This is a genomic window from Streptomyces turgidiscabies Car8 (genome assembly GCF_000331005.1).
Classification (GTDB): domain Bacteria; phylum Actinomycetota; class Actinomycetes; order Streptomycetales; family Streptomycetaceae; genus Streptomyces; species Streptomyces turgidiscabies.
Genome location: NZ_AEJB01000435.1, coordinates 1 through 22,650, shown reverse-complemented (window position 1 = coordinate 22,650; position 22,650 = coordinate 1). Strand labels below are relative to the sequence as shown.

12 protein-coding genes are annotated in these 22,650 nt (G+C 69.9%); 8 read left to right on the top strand and 4 right to left on the bottom strand.

The window, feature by feature from the left end; genetic code table 11:
- Positions 1 to 965: 965 nt before the first annotated feature.
- From STRTUCAR8_RS31830 to STRTUCAR8_RS31820, 3 genes are read right to left on the bottom strand one after another with little or no spacing between them, the layout of a single operon-like run.
- Positions 966 to 2,033 (bottom strand): family 43 glycosylhydrolase, encoded by a 1,068-nt coding sequence (locus tag STRTUCAR8_RS31830; RefSeq protein ID WP_006380292.1) that lies wholly within the window; start codon positions 2,031 to 2,033, stop codon positions 966 to 968.
- Positions 2,026 to 4,425, bottom strand: a complete 2,400-nt coding sequence (locus STRTUCAR8_RS31825; protein WP_006380280.1) for a glycoside hydrolase family 3 N-terminal domain-containing protein — start codon at positions 4,423 to 4,425, stop codon at positions 2,026 to 2,028. The genes STRTUCAR8_RS31830 and STRTUCAR8_RS31825 overlap by 8 nt, the downstream gene beginning before the upstream one ends.
- Before the next feature lie 31 nt (positions 4,426 to 4,456).
- A complete protein-coding gene (locus STRTUCAR8_RS31820; RefSeq protein ID WP_006380277.1) occupies positions 4,457 to 7,270 on the bottom strand; it encodes a glycoside hydrolase family 78 protein in 2,814 nt (937 codons plus the stop codon).
- A gap of 260 nt (positions 7,271 to 7,530) precedes the next feature.
- Here STRTUCAR8_RS31820 and STRTUCAR8_RS31815 point away from each other — a divergent pair, with 260 nt between their 5' ends.
- The 6 genes from STRTUCAR8_RS31815 to STRTUCAR8_RS31790 all read left to right on the top strand — a co-directional run bounded on the left by STRTUCAR8_RS31815 (position 7,531) and on the right by STRTUCAR8_RS31790 (position 17,338).
- Positions 7,531 to 8,637 (top strand): LacI family DNA-binding transcriptional regulator, encoded by a 1,107-nt coding sequence (locus STRTUCAR8_RS31815; RefSeq protein WP_006380281.1) that lies wholly within the window; start codon positions 7,531 to 7,533, stop codon positions 8,635 to 8,637.
- A gap of 522 nt (positions 8,638 to 9,159) precedes the next feature.
- Positions 9,160 to 10,011, top strand: a complete 852-nt coding sequence (locus tag STRTUCAR8_RS31810) for an ATP-binding cassette domain-containing protein (protein ID WP_006380288.1) — start codon at positions 9,160 to 9,162, stop codon at positions 10,009 to 10,011.
- A 178-nt stretch (positions 10,012 to 10,189) separates the two neighbouring features.
- The gene (locus STRTUCAR8_RS31805; protein WP_006380290.1) at positions 10,190 to 12,244 is read left to right on the top strand and encodes a PKD domain-containing protein; all 2,055 of its coding nucleotides are present in this window, start codon (positions 10,190 to 10,192) and stop codon (positions 12,242 to 12,244) included.
- Positions 12,245 to 12,354: 110 nt separating this feature from the next.
- On the top strand, positions 12,355 to 13,626 hold the full coding sequence (locus STRTUCAR8_RS31800; protein ID WP_006380295.1) for an MFS transporter: 1,272 nt from the start codon (positions 12,355 to 12,357) through the stop codon (positions 13,624 to 13,626).
- Positions 13,623 to 15,167, top strand: coding sequence for a glycoside hydrolase family 43 protein (locus tag STRTUCAR8_RS31795; RefSeq protein WP_006380284.1), 1,545 nt, complete (start codon positions 13,623 to 13,625; stop codon positions 15,165 to 15,167). The genes STRTUCAR8_RS31800 and STRTUCAR8_RS31795 overlap by 4 nt, the downstream gene beginning before the upstream one ends.
- Positions 15,164 to 17,338: a beta-galactosidase gene (locus STRTUCAR8_RS31790; RefSeq protein ID WP_006380287.1), complete on the top strand. Its 2,175-nt coding sequence runs from the start codon at positions 15,164 to 15,166 to the stop codon at positions 17,336 to 17,338. Before STRTUCAR8_RS31795 ends, STRTUCAR8_RS31790 begins: the two co-directional genes overlap by 4 nt.
- 314 nt (positions 17,339 to 17,652) lie before the next feature.
- On the opposite strand, the gene STRTUCAR8_RS31785 is transcribed toward STRTUCAR8_RS31790, so the two are convergent.
- Positions 17,653 to 18,534, bottom strand: coding sequence for an amidohydrolase family protein (locus STRTUCAR8_RS31785; protein WP_006380285.1), 882 nt, complete (start codon positions 18,532 to 18,534; stop codon positions 17,653 to 17,655).
- 668 nt (positions 18,535 to 19,202) lie between these two features.
- On the opposite strand from STRTUCAR8_RS31785, the gene STRTUCAR8_RS31780 reads away from it, so the two are divergent.
- Both STRTUCAR8_RS31780 and STRTUCAR8_RS31775 read left to right on the top strand, forming a co-directional pair.
- Complete coding sequence (locus STRTUCAR8_RS31780) at positions 19,203 to 21,434, top strand: alpha-L-fucosidase (RefSeq protein WP_006380279.1); 2,232 nt, start codon at positions 19,203 to 19,205, stop codon at positions 21,432 to 21,434.
- A 94-nt stretch (positions 21,435 to 21,528) separates the two neighbouring features.
- Positions 21,529 to 22,650, top strand: a 1,122-nt coding sequence (locus tag STRTUCAR8_RS31775) for a glycoside hydrolase family 30 protein (RefSeq protein ID WP_006380282.1), incomplete at its 3' end; no start/stop codon positions are given.

Genomic DNA, 22,650 nt, shown 5'->3' with positions numbered 1-22,650 from the left:
GCCGTCCCGGCGGTCCCGATGTCCGCCACTCCGCCGTTTCCCTGCCCCGTTCCTCTCGGCCCGCAGCATCGGATTCTCCCTTGGTCACCGTCCAGCCACCCAGAGCCTCTCAGGCGAGCTGTCCCGTGATCTGCTCCGGCCCTGCCCGCGGACCCTGCACTCCCGCCCGCGCCGCCGAGTCCCTGACCTGCGTCTTCCCTATCACATCGTTCATCACCGTGCCGTGAGAGACGACACGGTGATGAACGAACACGAGGACCTGGTCGCGGTGTCCAGACGTCCGCGAAGGAGCCATCCGGGTTCTGAGGGGGGCGTCGGCAGGGGCATCGGCCCAGAATCCTCGACCTACTGGGTGCGGTGTGAGATGTCGGCACGGGCGACGGTGTGATCGTGCAGCGGGTTCACGTCGAACGTTCGCCACCCAGGAGAGGTAGTGGTCCGGCCCCTGACGCGCTTGTGGATCCAGGCGGAGGCGGGGCCCGGGAGGATGGGTTGCGGGAGCGGGCATCGAGGTCCCACGCCTCCCACAGCCTGTCACTGCCCGTCTGTGGCCCCACGCGTCCCAGCGGGTCGGGTAGGCCGGGTGAGAACGGTGACCGCGAGATCGTGGTGCCCGTGCGCGCTCAGCACGTGCGCGAGGTACTTGACGCGGATGGCCCCACAATCGAGATGTCGCCGGTGCGCTTGTCCAGGTCCTCCACGAGCGACCGGACCAGCCGGCGCCCTCAGCGATGGCCAGGACCTGGTCGGCGTCCACATGGTCGTCGATCCCCTTGGCGCCCTGCCGCCGGGCGTCCCAGCCGGAAGTACACGCCCCACGCCTGGGCGATCGGTGGCGGCGTTCAGCCGGACCCTCTGGGTCGCGGACCCCGGCGGATCAGCCTGCGGCCATGGGTACGGCCGGCGAGGTCACGGTCGGTCGGGACGGTCTGTCGACGATCCGCCGAACACAGGTGCACGGCATGTCAGGAGACACGGCCCCGGCGAACCATGTCCTCGATCCGCCACTCGTCCCGCCACTCGATCACCGGAATGTCCCCGTCGAAACACAGCGGAAGCCAGACATGGCCGGCCACCGATGTGTCGAACTCCTGCGGCGGGAGGGACCCTTCCGCCCCGCCGCTCTCCTTCTCGCCGAAGTACCGGTGGAACGCCTCGGTCTGGTCGGACTCCTCCTCCGACAGATGAGGCAGCCATCGGTCGGCGATCGCGATGTAGAGGTCCGGGTGCGCCGGATGCCTGAAGACGGAGCTGATCTGGGACCGGAACGACGTGCCGCTCGCATCCGAGGGATGCGGGTCCCCGAGCACCGTGTACGGCCCGTGGTAGGTGTCCGCCACCGCGACCTCGGAGCGGTTCGGGAAGTAGCCCGACGTACCGGAGGTGATCAGGTAGTGCCTGCCGTCGCGCCGGAAGTACGCGGGCGCCTCACGCACCATCGGCGGGTGCCGGTGGGGGAAGTGAGTCGAGTAGTAGCCGGTGACACCCGTGTACTCCTCGGTGAGGTCGGCGCAGACCAGCTCGCTGTGCACCCGCTCGAAGTAGTAGTAGCCCTTGCCGTCCACAGGATCGACGACCAGGTCGAAGTCGCCGGCGTCCATGCCGAGCGGCCGGATTCCCGTGCGGACGATCTCGTAGGGGCCGAGAAGCGAGTCGGCGGTGAGAACAGTGGAACGCTGGCCGCCGTCCTTGTCCATGATCTTGATCCAGCACACGTACTTGCCCGTGCGCGGGTGGCGGACGATGTGCGGCCGGTCGACGAACTGCGACGGGTGCAGGGGCGACGACGGGTCGTCGAGGACCGGGGGGATGATCAGCCCGCGGTCCTCCCAGTTGTACAGGTCCGTCGACGAGTAGCAGCGGATGCCCCAGGTCCAGACGTCACTGCCCGGCTTGGAGTGCTCCTTGTTCTCCCCGTACCAGTAGTAGGTGCCGTACTCGAACAGAAGCGAACCGCCGTGCGCCTGGATGCGCTTGCCGTCGGTGTCGAGCCAGATCCGGCCCGGGCGGATGGAGTCGTAGGTCTCAGGCACGTTCGGTCACCGTCTCGGAGAGGAAGGCCCGCTGGGCGCTGGTGAGTTCGCGCGGCTCGCCCACGAGGTCGAGGGAGCCCGTGAGCCGCTGGTCGTCGGAGTCGAAGCCGAGGAAGAAGTCGACGCGCGCGGGTTCGACCGCGAACGCTCGGGTGGCGTCGGTGTGGCCCAGCTGGGAAGCGGCGACGCTGAAGGTGACCCGGTGGGAGTCGCCCGGCGCCACCTCGATCCGGTGGAAGCCCGCCAGTTGCTGCGCGGGCCGGGTGACCCCGCCCTTGCTGTTCACCCGGACATAGAGCTGCACGACGGTGGCACCCGTCACCGGGCCGGTGTTGGTGACGGTGGCGGCGATCCGGATCGTCCCGTCGGTGTCGACCTGTGTGTCGTGCGACAGGTCGTCGAGGGTGAAGTCGGTGTAGCTCAGGCCGTGTGCGAAGGGGTAGAGCGGCGTGGCCTCCAGGTCGAGGTAGTGCCGGTCGACGCTCGGGGGCAGCGGGTTGCGGTAACCGGAGCCGGCCTTCTGGTGGTGGTACACCGGGACCTGGCCGGAGTGCCGGGGGATGCTGTACGGCAGCTTGCCGCTGGGGTTCGTCGCGCCGAAGAGGACCTCGGCGATCGCCTTCGGCCCGAACGGGCCCGCGTAGGACGCCATGACGATCGCCGGAGCGTCCCGGATCACCTCGGGCAGCGCGTAGGCACGGCCCTGCACCAGCACGACCACCAGGGGCTTGCCGGTGGCGGCGATGGCCTCCGCGAGCCGCGTCTGGGCGGCCGGCAGCGAGATGTCCGCCGTGTCGCTGGCTTCTCCCTCGGTGCGCTCGCCGGTGAACCACAGGCTCGCGCCGCCGAGGGCGAGCACCACCACGTCCGCGTCCTGGGCGGCCTTCACCGCCCGTGCGACCGCGTCGTCCCCCAGCGACCGGGTCAGCGTGCTGCCCTGCTCGGTCCGCACCTGCCCGGCGAAGTCGGAGATCTCCTCCGCGATCGAGCGGGCGCCGAACCGGTCGTGGACCAGCTGTTCGGGGTCGGAGGGTGTCACGAGAGCCTTGTACCAGGGGTCGGTGACGTCGTCGGAGCCGAGCATGTTGCCGAGTTCCCCGTTCAGCACGGCATCCGTCGCCTCCCGCCACGCGGCGTAGGTGTAGGTCGCGAACTGGAGCTTCGCGGCGTCCGCGTGCGGACCGACCACGGCGACCTTCACCCCGCCGGGCAGGGGAAGGATGCCGTCGTTCTTCGCGAGGACCACCGACCGCCGGGCCAGCTCTCGCGAGAGTTCCGTGCCCTCGGCCGCGACGGCGGCCACGTCGATGTGCTCGGCCGGGTACGGGTTCTCGAACAGCCCCAGCTCGAACTTGGCCCGGAGCACCCGCCACACGCTCGTGTCGACGTCGGCGATGTCCGCGTTGCCCCGCCTGACCTCCTCGGCGAGCACCTGGCCGTAGCCGTACGGCTTGGGCATCTCGACGTCGAGTCCGGCCGCGATCGTGAGGCAGGCGGCCTCCGCGGGGGTGTCCGCCACCCGCTGGCGCTCGACCAGCTGGTCCAGGGTCATGTAGTCCGACGACACGAAGCCGTCGAAGCCGAGGACCCCGCGCAGCAGGTCGGTGAGCACCTCCCGCGAGGCGCCCACGGGGATGCCGTCCACGTCTCCGTAGGAGTTCATCACCGACCGCAGACCGGCGAGCTGGATCGCGGCCTCGAAGGGGTACGCGAACAGGTCCCTGGTCTGCCGCGCGCCCCCTTCGTACGCCGAGGTGTTGACGCCACCGACCGGCAGGGCGTAGCCGAGGAAGTGCTTGCCTGTGGCGAGGACGCCCTGGCTGAGGTCGTCGCCCTGCAGACCGCGGGTGAAGGCGACACTGAGGGCGGCGGCGAGATACGGGTCCTCGCCGTACGTCTCGTGGACCCGGCCCCAGCGGGGGTCGAGCGCCACGTCCATCACGGGGGACAGCGCGTGCCGCATGCCCGTGCGGATCATCTGGCGGCGGATCAGCTCGGTCATCTCCTGGACCAGCTCCGGGCTCCAGGCCGCCGCCAGGCCCGTACCGGTCGGGAAGGACATGTGTCCGCCGGCGAGGAACCCGCTGAGCGCTTCCTGGTGGAACAGGATGGGGATTCCGAGCCGGGTCCGCTCGACGGCCTGCCGCTGCATGCTCCCGACCAACTGCGCGAGCTTCGCGGGGTCGTCGGTGATGAGCTGCGCGACGTGCCCCGGCGGGTTCCGCAGCCACCGCTCGGCCTCGTCGGAGTCCGAACCGTCGGCGCGGACCAGGGTCCACGGCATGACGGAGACGAGTTGGTGGCACTTCTCCTCGACCGTCAGTTCCCGCAGCAGCAGGGTGGCGCGTTCGCCGGCGGGCAGGCGCACGTCGCGGTGATCGTTGCTGGACATGTGGGTGTTCTTCCTGTGGTGCGGATCGGTGTCAGGTGGGGCGCAGGCCGAGGATCGAGTCCAGCCGCTGTTCCAGTGCCCTGGTCGCGGAGTTGACCTCGTGCGGTGCGAGGGCCTTCGGGAGCACGGCCACCGGCGAGTCGAAGTACGGGGCGAGACGGGAGGCGACGTCCGGCTCGCCGCCCGGGACGACGCCGGTGTCGACGGCCGACGCCACGACCTGGGACCACATGCCCGAGTCGTCGAGCAGGTCGCGAACCGTGGCCACGGCGCCGGACCCCGAGTCGCCGGCCACCGGATCGGGCACGACCCAACGGTGGTCACCGTGTCCGACGGTCATTGGCTCGTCGGTGCCGGGGAGATGCACGTGCGCGGTGGCACCGACCGGGACACGAACGGTCAGACGGAACGTTCCCGCGGCCCTTTCCCAGGCGACATGGGCCTCGCCGTACGGAGTGATGTGACGGGCCGACGCGGAGGTCAGGTCGGCGGAGGGGCGCGGCTGGACGAGGATCTCGCGGTAACCGGGCGCGCCGGGGGCCAGTCCGGCGACGGTGCGGTGGAGCCAGTCCGCGACGGCGCCGAGCGCGTAGTGGTTGAACGACGTCATCCCACCGGTGTTGACGCTGCCGTCGGGCATCATGCTGTCCCAGCGCTCCCAGACCGTCGTGGCACCCATCGTCACCGGGTAGAGCCACGAGGGGCACTGGGTCTGCAGCAGCAGGCGGTAGGCGACGTCGACGTGTCCCGTGGCCACCAGCGCGTCGGTCACCAGGGGCGTTCCCACGAAGCCGGTGCTGATCCGGAACCCGTTCGCACGCACCAGGTCCGCCAGGCGCCGCCCGGCGTGTACGCGTTGCCCGGCGTCGGGCAGCAGCGCCCACTGGACGGCGAGTGCGTACACCGTCGGGGCGTCGGAGAGGATCCGGCCGGTCCGGGTGACGTACGCGTGGGCGAACGCCGTGCGAACCTCGGCCGCCAGAGCGGCGTACCGGTCGGCCTCGGCCGTATGGCCGAGCACGCGTGCGGCCTCGGCCACGACCTCCGCCGAACGGGCCAGATGCGCGGTGGCCACCACGTCCGGGTCCGCCTTGGCGCGGGCGGCGTCCTCGGCGGGAGCCGTCGGGTCGAGCCAGTCGCCGAACTGGAAGCCGCCCGACCAGAGGCGGTCGGGGCCGGCGAGACCTGCCACATGGTCGACCCAGGCGCGCATGCTGGGCAGTTGACGCTCCAGGAGCCCCCGGTCGCCGGTGCGCAGGTACAGCGTCCAGGGGACCAGCGCGGCGGCGTCGCCCCAGGCCGTCGCGGCGGGCGACGGGGTCCGGATCACGTCCGGCACCACGTACGGCACCGACCCGTCGGGCTGTTGTTCGGCGGCCAGGTCCGCGAGCCATGAGCTGAGGAATCCGGCGCTGTCGAACAGGAACATGGCCGTGGGCGCGAAGACCTGGATGTCCCCGGTCCAGCCGAGCCGTTCGTCGCGCTGGGGGCAGTCCGTGGGGATGTCGACGAAGTTTCCGCGCATGCTCCACACCACGTTCTCGTGGAAGCGGTCCAACAGGGCGTGGGAGGAACTGAACCAGCCCGTACGGCGAAGGTCGGAGCCGATCACCACGGCGTCCACGTCCTCCGCGCGCAGACCGGGCACGCCCGACACCTCCGCGTACCGGAAGCCGTGGAAGGTGAGGGAGGGCTCCAGGGTCTCCTCGGTGGCGCCGCTGACGAGGTAGCTGTCGGTCGCCTCGGCCGAGCGCAGGGGAGCCGTGGCGAGTTCGCCGTTCTCCAGGACCTCCGCGTGCCGGACGACGACCTCGGTGCCGGATGCCAGACCGCGTACGCGCAACCGCACCCAGCCCACCGCGTTCTGGCCGAAGTCGACCAGGGTGCGGCCGGCGGGTGACGTCCACACCTTCTCCGCGGGGAGAAGACAGCTGACCCGGACGGGCGGCCCCTCCGGGGCGACGAGGCGTCCGAGGTCGCCCGGCACCACCTCCACGTCGCCGGCAGCCGCGTGCCAGGGGGCTTCGCGCCGACGCAGGTCGGTGCGCTGGCCGTCGTAGAGGTCGTCGGTGAGCACCTCGCTCTCCCGCGCGGTCCAGGTGCCGTCGGTGGCGAGTACGTGCACCAGGCCGTCGGTTGTGGTGACCTCGAGCTGCGCCAGCAGGGCGAGCCGGTCGCCGTACAGCGCGCGTTCGGCGTTGAAGCCCAGACGCCCCCGGTACCAGCCGTTGCCCAGCAGGACGTGCAGTTCGTTGTCGCCCTCGCGCACCAGGTCCGTGACGTCGTACGTCTGGTAGCGCAGCCGGTGTTCGTACGCGGTCCAGCCGGGTGCGAGGACCTGGTCGCCGACGCGGTGACCGTTGAGGGTGGCGGTGTACAGGCCGTGCGCGGTGGCGTAGAGGCGGGCCTTTCGCACCTCGCCCGGCACGTGCAGGGCCCCGTGGAGCACCGGTGCCGGCATCCGCAGGCCGCCGATGTCCACCGGGCTGACGAAGGCCGCGGACCAGTCGGCGGCGTCGAGCAGTCCGGCCTCCACGACCGAACGCTCGCTCCACTCACTCCAGAGGGACCCGTGTGCCACGCGCACGCGGACCGAGGCGAACTCGCGGGATCTCAGCGGTGCGGCGGGCCAGGGCACCAGCACCTGTTCGGCGCTGTCGACCCGGTGGTGCTCGGTGTTTCCGCCGCGCGAGATCTCCACCTCGTAGGCGGTCTGGCGGTAACTCGCGTCGGCGTGCGGGATTGTCCAGGAAAGTCGGGGTGAGCCCGTTCCGATGCCTCGCAGCGGGGAGGGGTCGGTGAGGTGCTCGAAGTGGGGTGCGTGAGGAGCGGCTGCCACGGCCATGCAAGTCTCCAGACTTTTCAGGCAGTCGGTGACCGGGCCTGGAGCAGGCTTCGCGGCCTTGCCCAGGAACGCCCGCGCGCGGTGATGAGCGCTGTGTGGCGGGCCGGTATCGTATAACGTTCTACGCGTGCAGCGTAGGGATCGCTGCTCGCGCGTGTCAAGGACGAGGGAGGACGTCGGTCCATGGGGCAGACGGCAAAGGCGGCGCTTGTAGCATGGCGCGCATCCACACCAGCTCTGCTGACGGGGGGCGGGGCGAAATGACCGCAGCGCAGGACGGACAGGAGCGGCGCGGGGGGCGCGCGGGCGGAAGTCCGGGGTCCACCGGTGTCCGCCGCGTCACCATTCAGGACGTGGCCAAGGCGGCGCAGGTCTCCGTGTCGGCGGTGTCGAAGGTTCTCCGTGACGCCTATGGCGTCAGTCCCGAGATGCGGACCAAGGTCAACGCCGCGATCGAGGAGCTGGGGTACCGCCCGCAGGCGGGCGCCCGGGCGATGCGGGGCAGTTCGTACACCGTGGGCGTCATGCTCGTGGCGCTGTCGCACCCGTTCCAGCCGGAGATCGTCGAGGGTGTCACGGACGAACTGGATCCGACCCCCTACCAGGAGATTCTCGTCACCGGCGGGCTCGACACGGAACGTCAGCAGCGCAGTGTCGAGGCGCTGATGGACCGGGGGGTGGACGGCCTCGTCGTCATCTCGCCGGCCATGAGCACGTCCTGGCTGGAGCGTCTCGGGGAGAGCCTGCCCACGGTGGTCGTCGCCCGGCACGGTGGCGCCGCCGGCTACGACACCGTCGTTGACGACGACCAGGGCGGAGCACGTCTCATGGTCGATCATCTCGTGGGCCTCGGCCATCGGCGGATCCTGCACACGACACACCCCATGGGCGGGCTGGAGCGGCCCCATGTCCTCGCGCACACCGCGCGGCTGGACGGCTTCGTGGCGGCGATGAAACGGCACGGCCTGAAACCTGACGTCATCGAGACGTCCTTCACCGAGGAGGGCGGACACCAGGCCGCGCTCGAAGCCCTCTCCAGGCCCACCCCGCCCACCGCGATCTTCGCCGGCGCCGACATCGCGGCCCTCGGCGTGCTCAGAGCCGCCGAGGAGCATGGCCTGCGGGTGCCCGAGGACCTCACCGTGACCGGGTACGACAACGTCAACGCCTCGTCGATCGGCAGGGTCTCCCTCACCACCGTCGACCAGTCCGGCCATCTCACCGGCCAGATGAGCGCCCGCCTTCTCCTCGAACGGCTCGAAGGCCGCACCCGGCCCGTCCACTACGTCGTGGCGCCACGGCTTCTTCCGCGTGGGACCAGCGCGGCTCCCGTGGCCAGGGGGCGGGCCCCGAAGGGTCTCCGCTGAAAGGCGCTTCCGTGCCTCCCGTCGGCATCCTCCCTGCTCAATGACGGCTGCCGTGCCGACGGCGACCAGTGTCCTCGCGTCGGAGAGTGTTGACACGAGGCTACGGGGGCGTTGCGGAACCGTTACCCGTGAGGGTCTGAGCAGCCTCTTGACGCGGGTTGGACCGACTCCGTACGTTGCCGCGTAGAACGTTGTACATCCACTGTCACCGTCCAGTCTGCGCCGTTCTGCCTCGAGGCGCTCGGACGATTCCCCCAGGCGGCCCCCAGCCCCGGCGGCACCCTCATTTGCGCGTCCGAAGGAGTCAATGATGAGGCGCACCGTTCGACCCACTCACAGAGTGGTCACGATGATCACTGCCGTCGCCGCACATGCCGCGCTGAGCGGCTGCACCGATGCCGGCTCCAGCGCGAGGAACGAGGGCGGCGGCAAGACCAAGAGCCTTCGAGGCGCCTGTCCGAGGCGTACACAAAGGAACTGCTCTCGTCGGCACGCCGTGTCGAGATCGCGGAGGTGTGACGGATGACGGAGACGGTTCTGCAGGTCGAGAACCTCGTCGTGTGCTACGGCGGGCGCCGGGGCAAGGGCGCCACGGTGATCGACGACGTCTCGTTCGACCTGCGCGCGGGGGAGACCCTGAGCCTGGTGGGCGAGTCCGGATCGGGGAAGACGACGATCGGCCGGGCGATCCTCGGGCTCGCGCCGGTGACCTCCGGCTCCATCTCCTTCCGCGGCGAGCCCATCAGCAACATCTCCCGGGGCCGCCGACGCAAGATCGCACGCGACATCCAGGTCGTGTTCCAGGACCCGTACTCCTCGCTCAACCCGTCGATGGCGATCGAGGACATCCTGGTGGAACCCCTCCTCGCCGCCGGCTCCCGGGACGGACGCGCACGGGTACGGGAACTCCTGGACGCCGTCGGTCTCCCGGCCGACTCCGGCCGCCGGTACCCGAGGGAGTTCTCCGGCGGGCAGCGGCAGCGCGTCGCCATCGCCCGGGCTCTCGCCCTGGACCCCTCGGTCATCATCTGCGACGAACCCACCAGCGCCCTGGACGTCACGACCCAGGCCCGGGTGCTCACGCTCCTTCAGGACATCCAGCGGGAGAGCGGCGTGGCCTATCTGTTCATCAGCCATGACCTGGGCGTGGTGAACCAGGTCAGCGACCGGATCGCCGTCCTCAACCAGGGGCGCATCGCCGAGATCGGCGACGCGCGGGACGTCGCCACCAACCCGCAGCACCCCTACACCCGCAAGCTCCAGATGGCGGCACCGGTCGCGGACCCGAAGCGACAGCGCGTCCGCCGGGCGAAGCGGCTGAGCCTCGCCGCCGACGAGGGCACCGGCGCGCCCGAGACGACGGACGCCTGCTGACACGCACCCCCACGCCGGTCGACCCGCACACCAGGGATCACCTGTGGCTGCCCGGCATGCCCTGCAACCAATGATGGCGCCAGGCATCCGCCGGAGACCCGTCACGTCCCGTGCCGACGCGGAACCCACATCAGCCTTCAACGAACCAGCGCAGCACCTCCCCTCCCAGGAGAAGCACATGAGCGTACGACGACCCTCCCGACGCGATTTCGTCCGCACCTCGGCGGCAGGCACCGCCGTCGTACTGGGAGCGACCCCGCTGCTCAGTACCCCCGCCTCGGCCGAGGCACGGCCGGTGTGCGCGGCGAGCGGCCCCGGGGGCCCCCTGCAGATCACCCCCGACTGTGACGATCCGACGTACAACCGGCCCGTGATCGACAGCGAGGAGGACCTGACCTCCCCCGTCCGGCACCGGAAGGTGTCCGGCCACTTCGAGGGCACGTCCAAGAAGTTCACCATCTACCTGCCTCCCAAGAAGCAGTGGCAGGGGCGGTTCTTCCACAAGGTGTACCCGACCCAGGACGAGCAGGCCCCCGACGACGTCGTCGCCTTCGGCGCGGCCAGCGGCGCGTACGTCGTCCAGACCAACGGAGGCATCGGTTACCGCGTCGAGGCGGCGGCGGCCAGGTTCTCCAGGACGGTCGCGGCGAAGTACTACCGTTCCAGCCGGCGGATCTACGGATACCTCTACGGCGGCAGCGGCGGTTCCTACCAGACCATCGGCGGCATCGAGAACACCGTCGGCGTGTGGGACGGAGCTGTGCCGTTCATCCCCGGCAGCCCGGTGTCCATCCCGAACAGTTTCACCGTGCGCGCGCTGGCCAGGCTCGTGCTGCGGGAGAAGGCCGCCCGCATCGGTGACGCGGTCGCCCCCGGAGGCTCGGGCGATCCCTACGCCGGTCTCAACAGCGTCGAGCGCGCCATGCTGCGCGAGGTGTCGAGCATGGGTGTTCCGCTCCGGACGTGGGAGGACTACTCCTATGTGCTCAAACTGCCGGTGGACCCCGACAACCTGCTGGGGTTCGTGGCCGTCGTGCGCGCCCTGGATCCCACGTACGCGGACGACTTCTGGTCGAAGCCGGGCTACCTGGGCACCGAGCGGTCACCTCTCGGCGACCTGGTCCGTGCCGCGCGGATCGATCACACAGCCACCATCACCGAGGTGCGCCGCGACGCTGACAACGTGCCGACAGCTCTGCTCCTCGACAGTGTGCCGTCCGCAGCGATCACGACACCCCTCGACTTCACGGTCCGCGGCGCGGACGGTACGACGAGCGTCGGCGCGCTGACAGGTTCGCTGGACGTCGCCGCCAAGGTGTTCACCCTCGCGGCCGGAAACAGCGCGAACGTCCTCGACGCCCTCGCCGGCGGGGGCAGGCTCCAGTCCGACAACCGCTGGTTCCTCGCCTTCCACGCCTACCACCGGCATCAGGTTCCGACCCGGCCCGGATTCCACACCTTCGACCAGTACCGAGGACCGGACGGACAGCCCCTGTACCCGCAGCGGGCGATCCAGATCGGCCCGCTCATATCCACCAACACCAGCGACGGCGGCACGCACACCGGCAAGGTCAACGGCAAGGTCATCGTGGTCGCCAACCTGCTCGACTGCGATGCCTGCCCCGTGCCCGCCGACTGGTACGGCGCCCAGGTGAAGCAGGCGATGGGCGACCGGTTCGACGACACCTACCGGCTCTGGTACAACGACAGCGCCGACCATCTGGAAGGTACCGTCTCCGGGCCACGTGCGACCCGGCTGGTCGTGTGGACCGGCATCCTGGAGCACGCGCTCCGTGACCTGAGTGCCTGGGTGGAACAGGGCAAGGCGCCGGCGCGGACCACCTCCTACCGCATGAGCGACAGCCAGATCGCCGTGCCGTCGCGGGCCCGCGCCCGGCTGGGTGTCCAGCCCGTCGTCGACCTCACGGTGCACGGCCGGGACCGCGTCGAGGTCGCCGCCGGACGGCCGGTCGTCTTCCGGGCCAGGATCGAGGCGCCCCCGAAGGCGGGCCGCATCGTGGCCACCGAATGGGACTTCACCGGATCCGGAACCTTCACCGCACGCCCCTGCGGCCCCGCGCGGGAAACCGTGGAGGTGCAGGCGGCCTTCACCTACGACAAGCCCGGCACGTACTTCGTGGCACTGCGCGCGACCGCGCAACGCGAGGGTGACGCGCACACACCGTTCGCCAGGGTGCGCAACCTGGGCCGGGTACGGGTCGTCGTGCGCTGACCCGGGTGCCCGTGCCGGGCTCCTCGCAGCTGCCTCGCGCATACATCTGACACAAGGAACACAGTGAACACATCACGTCAGCCCCACCATGACGCAGCGAGGGCTCGGCCGTGTCCGTAGCCACCTACCGGGAGTTCCTGCGCACTCCCTCGGTGTCCTGGCTGTTCCTCACCTCGATCGTAGGGCGCTTCAACCAGGGCATGACCAGCCTCGCCATGCTGATGCTCACCATCGATCAGTCGAGCTACGCGGTGTACAGCGCGGTGTCGGCTGTCGGCATGATCGGAGCCCTGGTCTCCGGACCACTGTTGAGCCGACTGGCCGAGGCGCGCGGCCGGCGCCGGGTCCTCGCAGCCACCGCCGTACTGCATACCGTGGCCATGGGGACACTGATCCTGCTGCCCCCGGAACCGGCCCTGCTGGTCTTCCTGTCACTGTGTCTCGGGTTGTGCACGCCTCCGCTGACCTCGACGGTCAGGGCGACCGTGCCGATGCTGGTCCGTCCGGAACAGGGACGCACCTTCTTCGCCCTTGAGGCGACCGCGCAGGAGGTCGTCTTCGTTGTCGGGCCGGTGATCACGTCGACCCTCGCCGCCTTCGGCGGGCCCCACCTCGCGCTCGCCGCGTGCGGCACACTCGTCCTCGTCGGCACGCTCGCCTACGCGGCGGGCCGTGACGCGGAAGCCGGTCGCGTGGCCGTGGCGCCAGTCCGTGGCAGGGCTGTGCTGCGGGTGCGGGGTCTGCCCCGTCTGTTCGTGACCGGAGCGCTGCTGACCTGCGCGCTGGCCGCCCAGGTCCTCGGCGTGGTCGCTCTGGTGAGTGGCACCGAGGTGTCGACGGATGCGGGATTCCTCCTCGCCGTGGGCAGCCTCGGGTCTCTCGTGGGCGGACTGGTCCATGGTGCGCGCAAGCGTCAGAAGGCGAGGCTGCGGCGCCTGTTGCTGTACGTGGCGGCGGGACTGGGGCTGCTGGCGCTCACCACTGGCCAGACCGCTGTGATGGTTCTGCTCTTCTTCTGGGGCATGACCGTCGCGCCCGCGCTGTCCAGCCTCTTCGAACGGCTGTCCGTGACGGCTCCGGCAGGCTCGGCCGCCGAGGCGTTCGGCTGGATGGGCAGTGTGCTCGCCATCGGCAACGTGGCAGGCACCACGCTCGCGGGGCTGCTCGTCACCGGCTGGGGAGCGCATGCCCCGCTCGCCGCGGCATGCGTTCTCGCGCTGCTCGCGGCACTGGTGTGCGAACCCTGGCAGAGATCCGGACGGCGGGGCGCCACCCCGCCCGACGGGACGACCGACCAGGTCACGGACCAGCCCGCGAAGCCGCCGGCGTCCTTTGGCGATGCCGCGACCCTCGAACCCTCGACAAGGCAGGCCCAGCCATGACCTCACCGAACCCGCACCCGGCCGCACCGCTGCCGAACCCGCTGATCCCCGGCTTCAACCCGGACCCCAGCTGTGTCCTCGTCGACGGCACCTGGTACCTGGTCACCTCGTCGTTCGAGTACCTGCCGGCGCTGCCCGTCTACCGCAGTACCGACTTCGTCACCTGGGAACACATCGGCAACGTGGCGACCCGCGAGGAACAGGTCGGCGTCGCGAACGTGCCGGACTCCGGGGGAGTGTGGGCCCCGACCATCCGCCACCACGACGGCCTCTTCCACGTGATCGTCACGGTGGCCACCAGCCCGCGTGGCTGCGTCGTGTTCACGGCCGCCGACCCGGCCGGGCCCTGGAGCGACGGCACCACCCTCGACGGAATCATCGGCATCGATCCCGACCTGGCCTGGGACGAGACCGGCGCCGCCTACGTCACCTACAGCGGCCTGCACCTGGACGGGACGACGGTCGTCGAGAACCGCGGCATCCTCCAGGCCAGGGTCGACCTCGCCGAAGGGCGGGCGCTGGAGGAACCCCGGGAGCTTTGGTCCGGAACGGGGCTGGTCGCGCCCGAGGCACCGCACCTGTTCCGGCGCGGCGACCACTGGTATCTGATGATCGCGGAGGGCGGCACCGGGTACGGCCACGCGGTGAGCGTCGCCCGGGGGCCGAGCATCGAGGGGCCGTTCGAAGGCGCCCCGGGCAACCCGGTGTTGTGCGCCTCGGGCACCGACCGCTCCGTCCAGTGCACCGGCCACGCCGACCTGGTCCGCGGCCCGCACGGCGAGGACGTCCTGGTCCTGCTCGGCACGCGCATGGCCGGCAAGGCCTCACCCCTGGGCCGGGAAACGTACGTCACCGGCGTGGAATGGGTCGACGACTGGCCGTGCCCGGCACCCGTGGAGGTGAGCCCGCGCCCGGAACCGCTGGACGAGTACTTCGAGTTCACCGACCCGGCCGCCCTGGCCGACCCCGGCTGGCTGGCGGTGGGCCGGGCCCCCGCCGATGTGGCGTCCCTCGCCGCCCGGCCCGGTCACCTGACCGTGAGTGCGGACTCCGGCGGCCTGGACACCTTCAGGCCCGACTTCGTCGGCCGCCGGCAGCGCCATCTGAGCAGCGTGTTCGAGGCCCGCGTCGACCCGGTGGACGGCAGGGGCGGGCTCGGCCTGCGCTTCGACGAGCGGCACACCGTCACGCTGGTCGCCGAACGGGCACCCTCCGGCGACGGCCTCCTGATCACCGCCCGAGGCAACCTGCCCTCGCTGACCCGGACCTGGACCACCGAGGTACCGGGCCACGAGGCCCTCCTGCGGCTCGAAACCCGTGTTCCCGAACCCCACAAGGTGCCCTGGCTCCCGCCGGGCGACACGATCAGGCTCGTCGTCGTGGACGGGTCCGGCACCGAGACGACCCTCGCCGAACTGGACGGCCGCTTCTGGTCCGTCGAACTGGCGTCACCCTTCACCGGGCGCGTGACCGGCGTGTTCGCCGAGCACGGCACGGTCCACTTCGCCGACTTCCGTTACCACGGAGAGGGGTCGTCGTGACCTCGCTGCCGCGCCGTGTCCTTTTCGGCGCGGCCTACTACCACGAGTACCAGCCGTACGACCGTCTCAAGGACGACCTCGACCTGATGGCCGAGGCCCGCTTCACCGTCATCCGAGTCGGCGAGTCCGTCTGGTCCACCTGGGAACCGGAGAACGGCCGCTTCGACCTCGACTGGCTCCAGCCCGTCCTGGACGGCGCCCACGAGCGCGGCATCTCCGTCCTCCTGGGGACCCCGACGTACGCGGTGCCGCCGTGGCTCGCCCGGCAGTACCCGGAGATCGCGGGGGAGCGGAGCACCGGCCGGCGCATCCCCTGGGGCGCCCGGCAGGAGGCCGACATCACCCACCCCGCGTTCCGCTTCCACGCCGAGCGGGTGACCCGCAGAATCCTCGAACGGTGCGCCGGCCACCCGGCCGTCATCGGATTCCAGGTCGACAACGAACCGGGCAACGAACTCCTGTACAACCACGGTGTGTTCCAGCGCTTCGTCGACCATCTGCGGGCGAAGTACGGCGACGTGGAGACCCTCAACCGGGCGTGGGGCCTGGTCTACTGGTCGCACCGGCTGTCCACCTGGGCCGACCTGTGGACGCCCGACGGCAACGCACAGCCCCAGTACGACATCGCGTGGCGGGAGTTCCAGGCCCGGCAGGTGAACGAGTACATCGCCTGGCAGGCCGGCCTCGTGCGGGAGTACGCGCGCCCCGAGCAGTTCGTCACCACATGCATCGACTACGGCCGCCCCGCGGTCGACGACGACACGATGACCGACGCCCTCGACGTCTCCTCGGGCAACGCCTACTACGAGACACAGGACGCGCTGGCACTGCCCGGCACGGACGTCCCCGTCCGGCACCCGTGGAAGGCCATGGGCCCGCGCGGGCTGTACCTGAGGGCCGACCGCATGTACTCCTCCCGCCAGGAGCCCTTCCTCGTCACCGAGACGAACGCGGGCGGTGTGGGCGGCCCGTTCGAGAACCGTCCTCCGTACGACGGACAACTGCGCCAGGCCGCTTGGGCGTTCGTCTCCCGGGGAGCGCGGATGATCGAGTACTGGCACTGGCACACCCTGCACTTCGGCGGCGAGACCTACTGGGGCGGTGTGCTGCCGCACAGTGGCCGGCCCGGCCGGATCCACGCGGAAGTGGCCCGTATCGGCGCCGAGTTCGAGGCGGCGGGAGACCTGGTGGTGGACCTGGTCCCGGACGCGGACGTCACCCTGGTCTACTCCCGCCCGACCAAGTGGCTGATGGAGAAGTACCCCCCGCTCGCCCACCCGGACGGCAGCCCCGACCCCGATGCGTACGACGCCCTGTTCGACCCCTTCCACCGAGGCGCGTTCGACGCCCGGCTCCAGGCGCGCATCGTGCACGCCCGGGAACTCGCCGACACGCCTCCCGAGCAGGCGGCCCGGCAGCACCGCGTGCTGGTCGCCTCCGGCCTGTACCTCACCGACGACCGGACGCTCGACTGGCTCGGGGCCTACGCGGAGGCGGGCGGTCACCTCGTCCTGGGGCCGCGTACCGGCTACGGCGACGAGGAGGGCCGTGCCCGCACCGACGTCATGCCGGCCCGGCTGGCCGCCGCCGCGGGCGTGCACTACGCGGAGTTCGGCAATCTGAACGAGCCGGTGCCCGTCATCGCCACCGACCCGGCTCTGGCGACCGGCGGCCCGGCCTGGGCCACCCGATGGGCCGACAGCCTCGTCGCCGACGACGCCACCGTCCTGGCGCGATACGACCACCCTCACCTGGGCAAGTGGCCGGCCGTGACCACGCGCCGGGTCGGCGAAGGGAGCATCACCTACGTCGGCACCGTGCCCGACGAGCAGTTGGCCCAGGCGCTGCTGGCGTGGGCGTGTCCGTCGTCCCCCGACGATTGGGCCGACCTGCCGGCGAGTGTGACCCGCACGAGCGCGACCGCGGCCGACGGCCGTCGCGTCCACTTCCTGCACAACTGGTCCTGGACACCGGAGCCCGTGCGGCTTCCCAGGGCGTTCCGGGACGTCGTCAACGGTCGGCCCTGCGCGGAGGCCGAGTCCCTCGAACTGGGGCCCTGGGACGTACGAGTCCTCGTGGAGAGCGGCGAGGACACACCCAGGACGGAACCGCGGCGACAGCCCGCAGTCGTAGGCCAATCGGAGTCCCTTCCCTACGGGCCTCGCTGCTGACTCCCCCCAGCCGCTTCCAACCTCCCGTCGGCAGAAGGAGCGTGATGGAGCCAGTCATCGGACTTGAGGTGAGCGTCCTGTCGGCTCGGCAGGGACTCGTCGTCGAAGACCCTGGCGAGGGTGAAGGCGTAGGCAGCCGTGTGTGCCGTGGCGGGCCGTTCACGCAAGGCGGCCCGAGCAGGTCCGGCGACGGGGTCGGCCGGGGCGCCCCGGCACGCCCGCGCTGTTCGTCGGCAGAACCACCCGCCGCCGGTGGCCGGGACCCGGCGACGTGGAGACCGACGAGCGGTCGCGTCTCGCCCCTGGCCGTGTCGTCACCGGGGACGCAGTCGGTAGAACTCGGTCGCGGTATCGGCGAGGATCGCCCGGGTCTCCGTCCCGGAGCAGTCGTACAGCAGTTCCTCGACGGTGGCCGCCCAGGCGTTCCAGTTACCGGCGAGTCGGCAGACCGGCCAGTCGGAGCCGAACATGAGCCGCTTCGGGCCGAACGCGGAGAGCAGGACGTCCCACACGGGCCGGATGTCCCTGGTGTCCCACTTCTCGTGGTCGGCCTCGGTGACCAGCCCCGACATCTTGCACCGGACCTGCGTATGGCCGGCCAGCAGACGGATCTGCCGTTCCCAGTCGGTGAGGTCGCCGTCGGCGATGGGTGGCTTGCCCGCGTGGTCGAGGACCAGCGGCAGGCCGGGGACTCGCTCGGCGAGCCTGATCGCCTGGGGCAGCTGGTGAGCGCTGATCAACACGTCGTAACCGAGGCTCTGGTCACGTACTGTGCGCAACCCCGATTCCACGACGGGCCGTTGAAGCCAGTCGGGGTCCGGCTCGCCCTGGACGACGTGGCGCACGGCGCGCAGATAGGAGCCGCCGGGCCCGGCGCGAAGTGTGTCGAGCATGTCGCCGATGGCCAGCGAGGTCAGATCAACCCAGCCGACGACACCGCCGATCAGCGGGTCCCGCTCGGCCAGGGCCAACAGCTCGCGCGTCTCGGGCAGGGACGCCACACACTGGACCACCACGGTCTGCTCCAGGCGCCGGCCCGAGATCGTCCGGGTGGCGTTCATCCGCAGGTCCCCCATGCCGAAGGTACGGCGGATCGGCGCGTGAGCGGGTTCGTCCAGCCAGGGCTGGGGCCGCCGGTCGAGATTCCACACATGATGGTGGGCGTCGACGAGGCCGTAGCACGGGCGGTCAGACACGGGCCGCGCCCGCGTCGGCGGAGTCGTTACGGAGAACGCCGACGGAGGCGGCGAGGCGAGCTGTCGAGCGCGCGGAGGACGACATTACGGCACTCCTGAAGGAACGTGCGAAGGGGTACCAGTTGCCTCGCGAGCCGCACGGCGTCGGCGCGAGATGCGGAGTGATCGGAGGTCTGGTGCTGCGGTGACTGTAGACGGCATAGGTTGAGCTGGCAACTCATTGCTGGGATGTATGAGGTGGAGTCACCCCTGACCCGTGTCCACTGCCGGCGAGGCTTGTCAGGTGTCCGAAGGCTCCTTGCGAGATACGGGACGCGACTCGCCAGCCAGTCGTGGAAGGCGTGGGTGAGGCACCCGGAATCCGCGTTGCGGAATCTCCTGTCTTCGCCAACAGCCCTGCTACGTACGGGTAACCAGAGAAAGTGGAGTTCAGCGGGCTGGTGTCGTAATCGGTCCGGGCAGGGCCGTGCCCGTCTCCCGGGCTCTTGAGTTCCCAGCCCGGAAGAATCGCGACGAAAGGGCTCTTGTCATTTCCTGTCATGTCGCCGTAACGTCCTCGCAGCTCGGGAAACATCCCAGCAATCAGAGGTCGGTAGGCGCCGAAGCCCCGCTCCTGCGCTCTCTCCGCGTCAACCGTTAGGCACATCAGTTGCCCTGGAGGTCTCGTCATGTCGAGAGCGATCAACAGACGGCAGTTTCTGGCCGGCACCACGGCCGTCGCGGCGGCCGCGGTCGCGGGCGGTGTTTTCGGCTCCGGCCGCGCCTTCGCGGCACCGGCCACCTACACGCCCACGTGGGGCTCGGTGAACCAGCACCCGGCGGCTCCGGAGTGGTTCCAGGACGCCAAGTTCGGCATCTACTTCCACTGGGGTGTCTTCAGCGTCCCGGCGTACGACAGCGAGTGGTACCCGCGCAACATGTACTTCAACGGCAGTGGGGTCAACAACCACCACGTCGCCACCTACGGCACCACCTCCGCGTGGCCGTACCACAACTTCATCAACGGGGCGAACGACAAGGCGGGCAACTTCACCCAGTTCAAGCCCAGCCTGAAGTCGGCGGGCGGCAACTTCGACCCCGACGAGTGGGCGCAGCTCTTCGCGGACGCCGGGGCAAAGTTCGCCGGGCCGGTCGCCGAGCACCACGACGGCTTCTCCATGTGGGACAGCCAGGTCAACGAGTGGAACTCGGTCGACAAGGGCCCGCAGCTCAACCTGCTGAAGCTGTTCACCGACGCCGTCCGCGCGAAGAACCTCAAGCTGCTGGTGTCGATGCACCACGCCTACAACTACCTCGGCTACTTCCAGGCCGTACCGACGCAGTCCGACCCCAGCCTGAAGAAGCTCTACGGGCAGCTGGACAAGGCCACTGAGGACCAGCTCTGGTACGACAAGCTCAAGGAGGTCATCGACCTGGCCGAGCCGGACATCATCTACCAGGACGTCCACCTGGACCAGATCGCCGAGCCGCAGCTGCTGAACTTCCTCTCCTACTACTACAACCAGGCCAACTCCTGGGGCCGCGAGGTCATCGCCACCTACAAGGACGCCTTCAACGGCCACGGCGAGGTCTTCGACTACGAGCGCGGCGGCCCGGCCGACATCACGTCCCCCTACTGGCTGACGGACGACAGCGTCTCCAGCAGCAGCTGGTGCTACACCGAGGGCATCGGCTACTACACGGCCCCGTTGCTGCTGCACGCCATGATCGACCGGATCAGCAAGAACGGCACCGTCCTGCTCAACATCGCGCCGAAGGCCGACGGCACCATCCCCCAGGGCCAGCGCGACATCCTGGCGGGCATCGGCGACTACCTGAAGCGCTTCGGGGAGTCGGTGTACTCGACCCGTGCCTGGACCGCGTACGGAGAGGGGCCGACCAAGATGGGCGGCGGCACCTTCATGAACCCGAGCGCCGGCACCGCGCAGGACATCCGCTTCACCCGCAACAAGGCGAACACCGTCCTGTACGCCACGGTGCTCGGCTACCCCGGCAGCTCGCTGACCGTCAAGACGCTCAGCTCCAGTCGTATCAACCTGGGCTCGCTGACCTCGGTGAAGCTGCTGGACAGCACGGCCGGCACTTACATCGACCTCCCGAACCGCACCCAGGACGCGACCGGACTCAAGGTGACCCTGCCGTCGTCGGCGCCGTACTCCGCGCCCATGTACGTGCTCAAGCTGACCTTCTCCAGCCAGATCCCTGCGCTGCGACCGGTCGACGGCGCCCTGGTCTTCACGGACGTCAACCACAGCGGTACGTCCGCCACGCTCGGCCTGGGCGACTACACCGCCGACCAGCTGGACCTGCACGGGATACCGGCGCTCAGCATCTCCTCGCTGAGGATCGCTCCGGGGCAGCAGATCGTCGCCTACTCCGGCGACAACTTCACCGGCACCCAGTGGACGTTCACCGCCGACAACGCCGACCTGCGGGTCAGTGGCCAGAACGATCGGATCACCTCGCTGAAGGTGCAGTTCAACCCCTCGACCTACCTCAAGATCATCAACTACACCGACGGGCTGGCCCTGGACAGCGGCGGCAACGTCGCCGACGGATCCGCCCTCAAGCAGTGGCACTGGTTCGACAGCGTCAACCTCCAGTGGCAGGCGGTGGAGGTCGGAGGCGGCTACTACAAGCTGGTCAACCGGGGTAACGGCATGGTCGCCGACAGCTGGGGCGCCACAACCAACGGCGCCGCCTGCAAGCAGCTGGCCTGGAACGGCCACACCAACCAGCAGTGGAAGATCACGCACCGTGGCGGCGGCCAGTACAACATCGTCAACCGCACCACGGGCAAGCTCCTGGACGGCGGCGGCAACGTGTCCGAGGGGTCCATCACCAAGCAGTGGGCCTGGGGCAACAGCACCAACATGCAGTGGACCATCAGCCCCGTCTGACCCCTTTTTCCAGAGCCCATGACCCGGCGCGGTGCCGAACTCCGGCCCGCGCCGAAGGCAGACGACCCGACCACAAATGAACAGGGACACCTCCATGACCAAGAGACAACCGCTCCGCCGGCTGAGTGCTCAGGCCGTCGCGCTGACGCTGGCCGTCACGGGCGGGGTGGCGGCCCTGGCCGCATCACCCGCGCAGGCCGCGAGCGGCACGATCGGCGTGACCCTCACGACGTCCGACCTGAGCCAGGCGCTGACTCCGCAGCCGGGCATCGCCCTCGGACCGGTGTCGTCGGGCAGTGTGAACCTGAAGGTGGACGACTCACAGTCGTTCCAGACCATCGACGGCTTCGGCGCCGCCTTCACCGACACCTCGGCTTACCTCCTGCAGAACAAGCTGAGCGCGGCGACCCGCGACCGGGTGATGCGTGATCTGTTCACCCGCGGCTCCGGCATCGGACTGTCGCTGATGCGCACCCCGATGGGCTCCTCCGACTACACGGCCACACCGGCGGGCAGCCCCGGCACCTACTCCTACGACGACAACGGCGGCGTGGCCGACCCGAGTCTGGCGAACTTCTCCACCGCGCACGACGACGCCTACGTCATCCCGATCATCAAGCAGGCCCAGGCACTCAACCCGTCGATGAAACTCTTCGCCAACAACTGGAGCCCGCCGGCCTGGATGAAGACCACCAACACGATGCTCGGCCAGGGCAACGGCACCCTGCGCTCGGACATGTACGGCCCGCTCGCGCAGTACTACGTGAAGTTCCTCCAGGAGTACAAGGCCAAGGGCGTCGACGTCTGGGGCATCACCCCGCAGAACGAGCCGACGATCTCACCGTCCACGTACTCGGCGATGCTGTGGTCCGCGGGCAACGAGGCGACCTTCATCGCCGACAACCTCGCCCCCGCACTCCAGCAGGCCGGCCTCTCCGGCACGAAGATCCTCGCAGGGGACGCCGACCACGTGTACCCCGACTACGCGAACACGCTGATGGCCAATCAGGCGGCCCGTGACGCGATGTACGGCACCGCGTGGCACTGTTACGCGAACGACCTCGGCAAGATGACCACCATCCACAACTCCTTCCCGGACAAGCGGCTCTACGAGAGCGAGTGCTCCACCGGGCCGGGCATCGCGCCGATGAACGCCGCCCAGCTCGCCCTGGAGTCGACCTTCAACTGGGCCAGCGGCGCCCTGCTGTGGAACCTG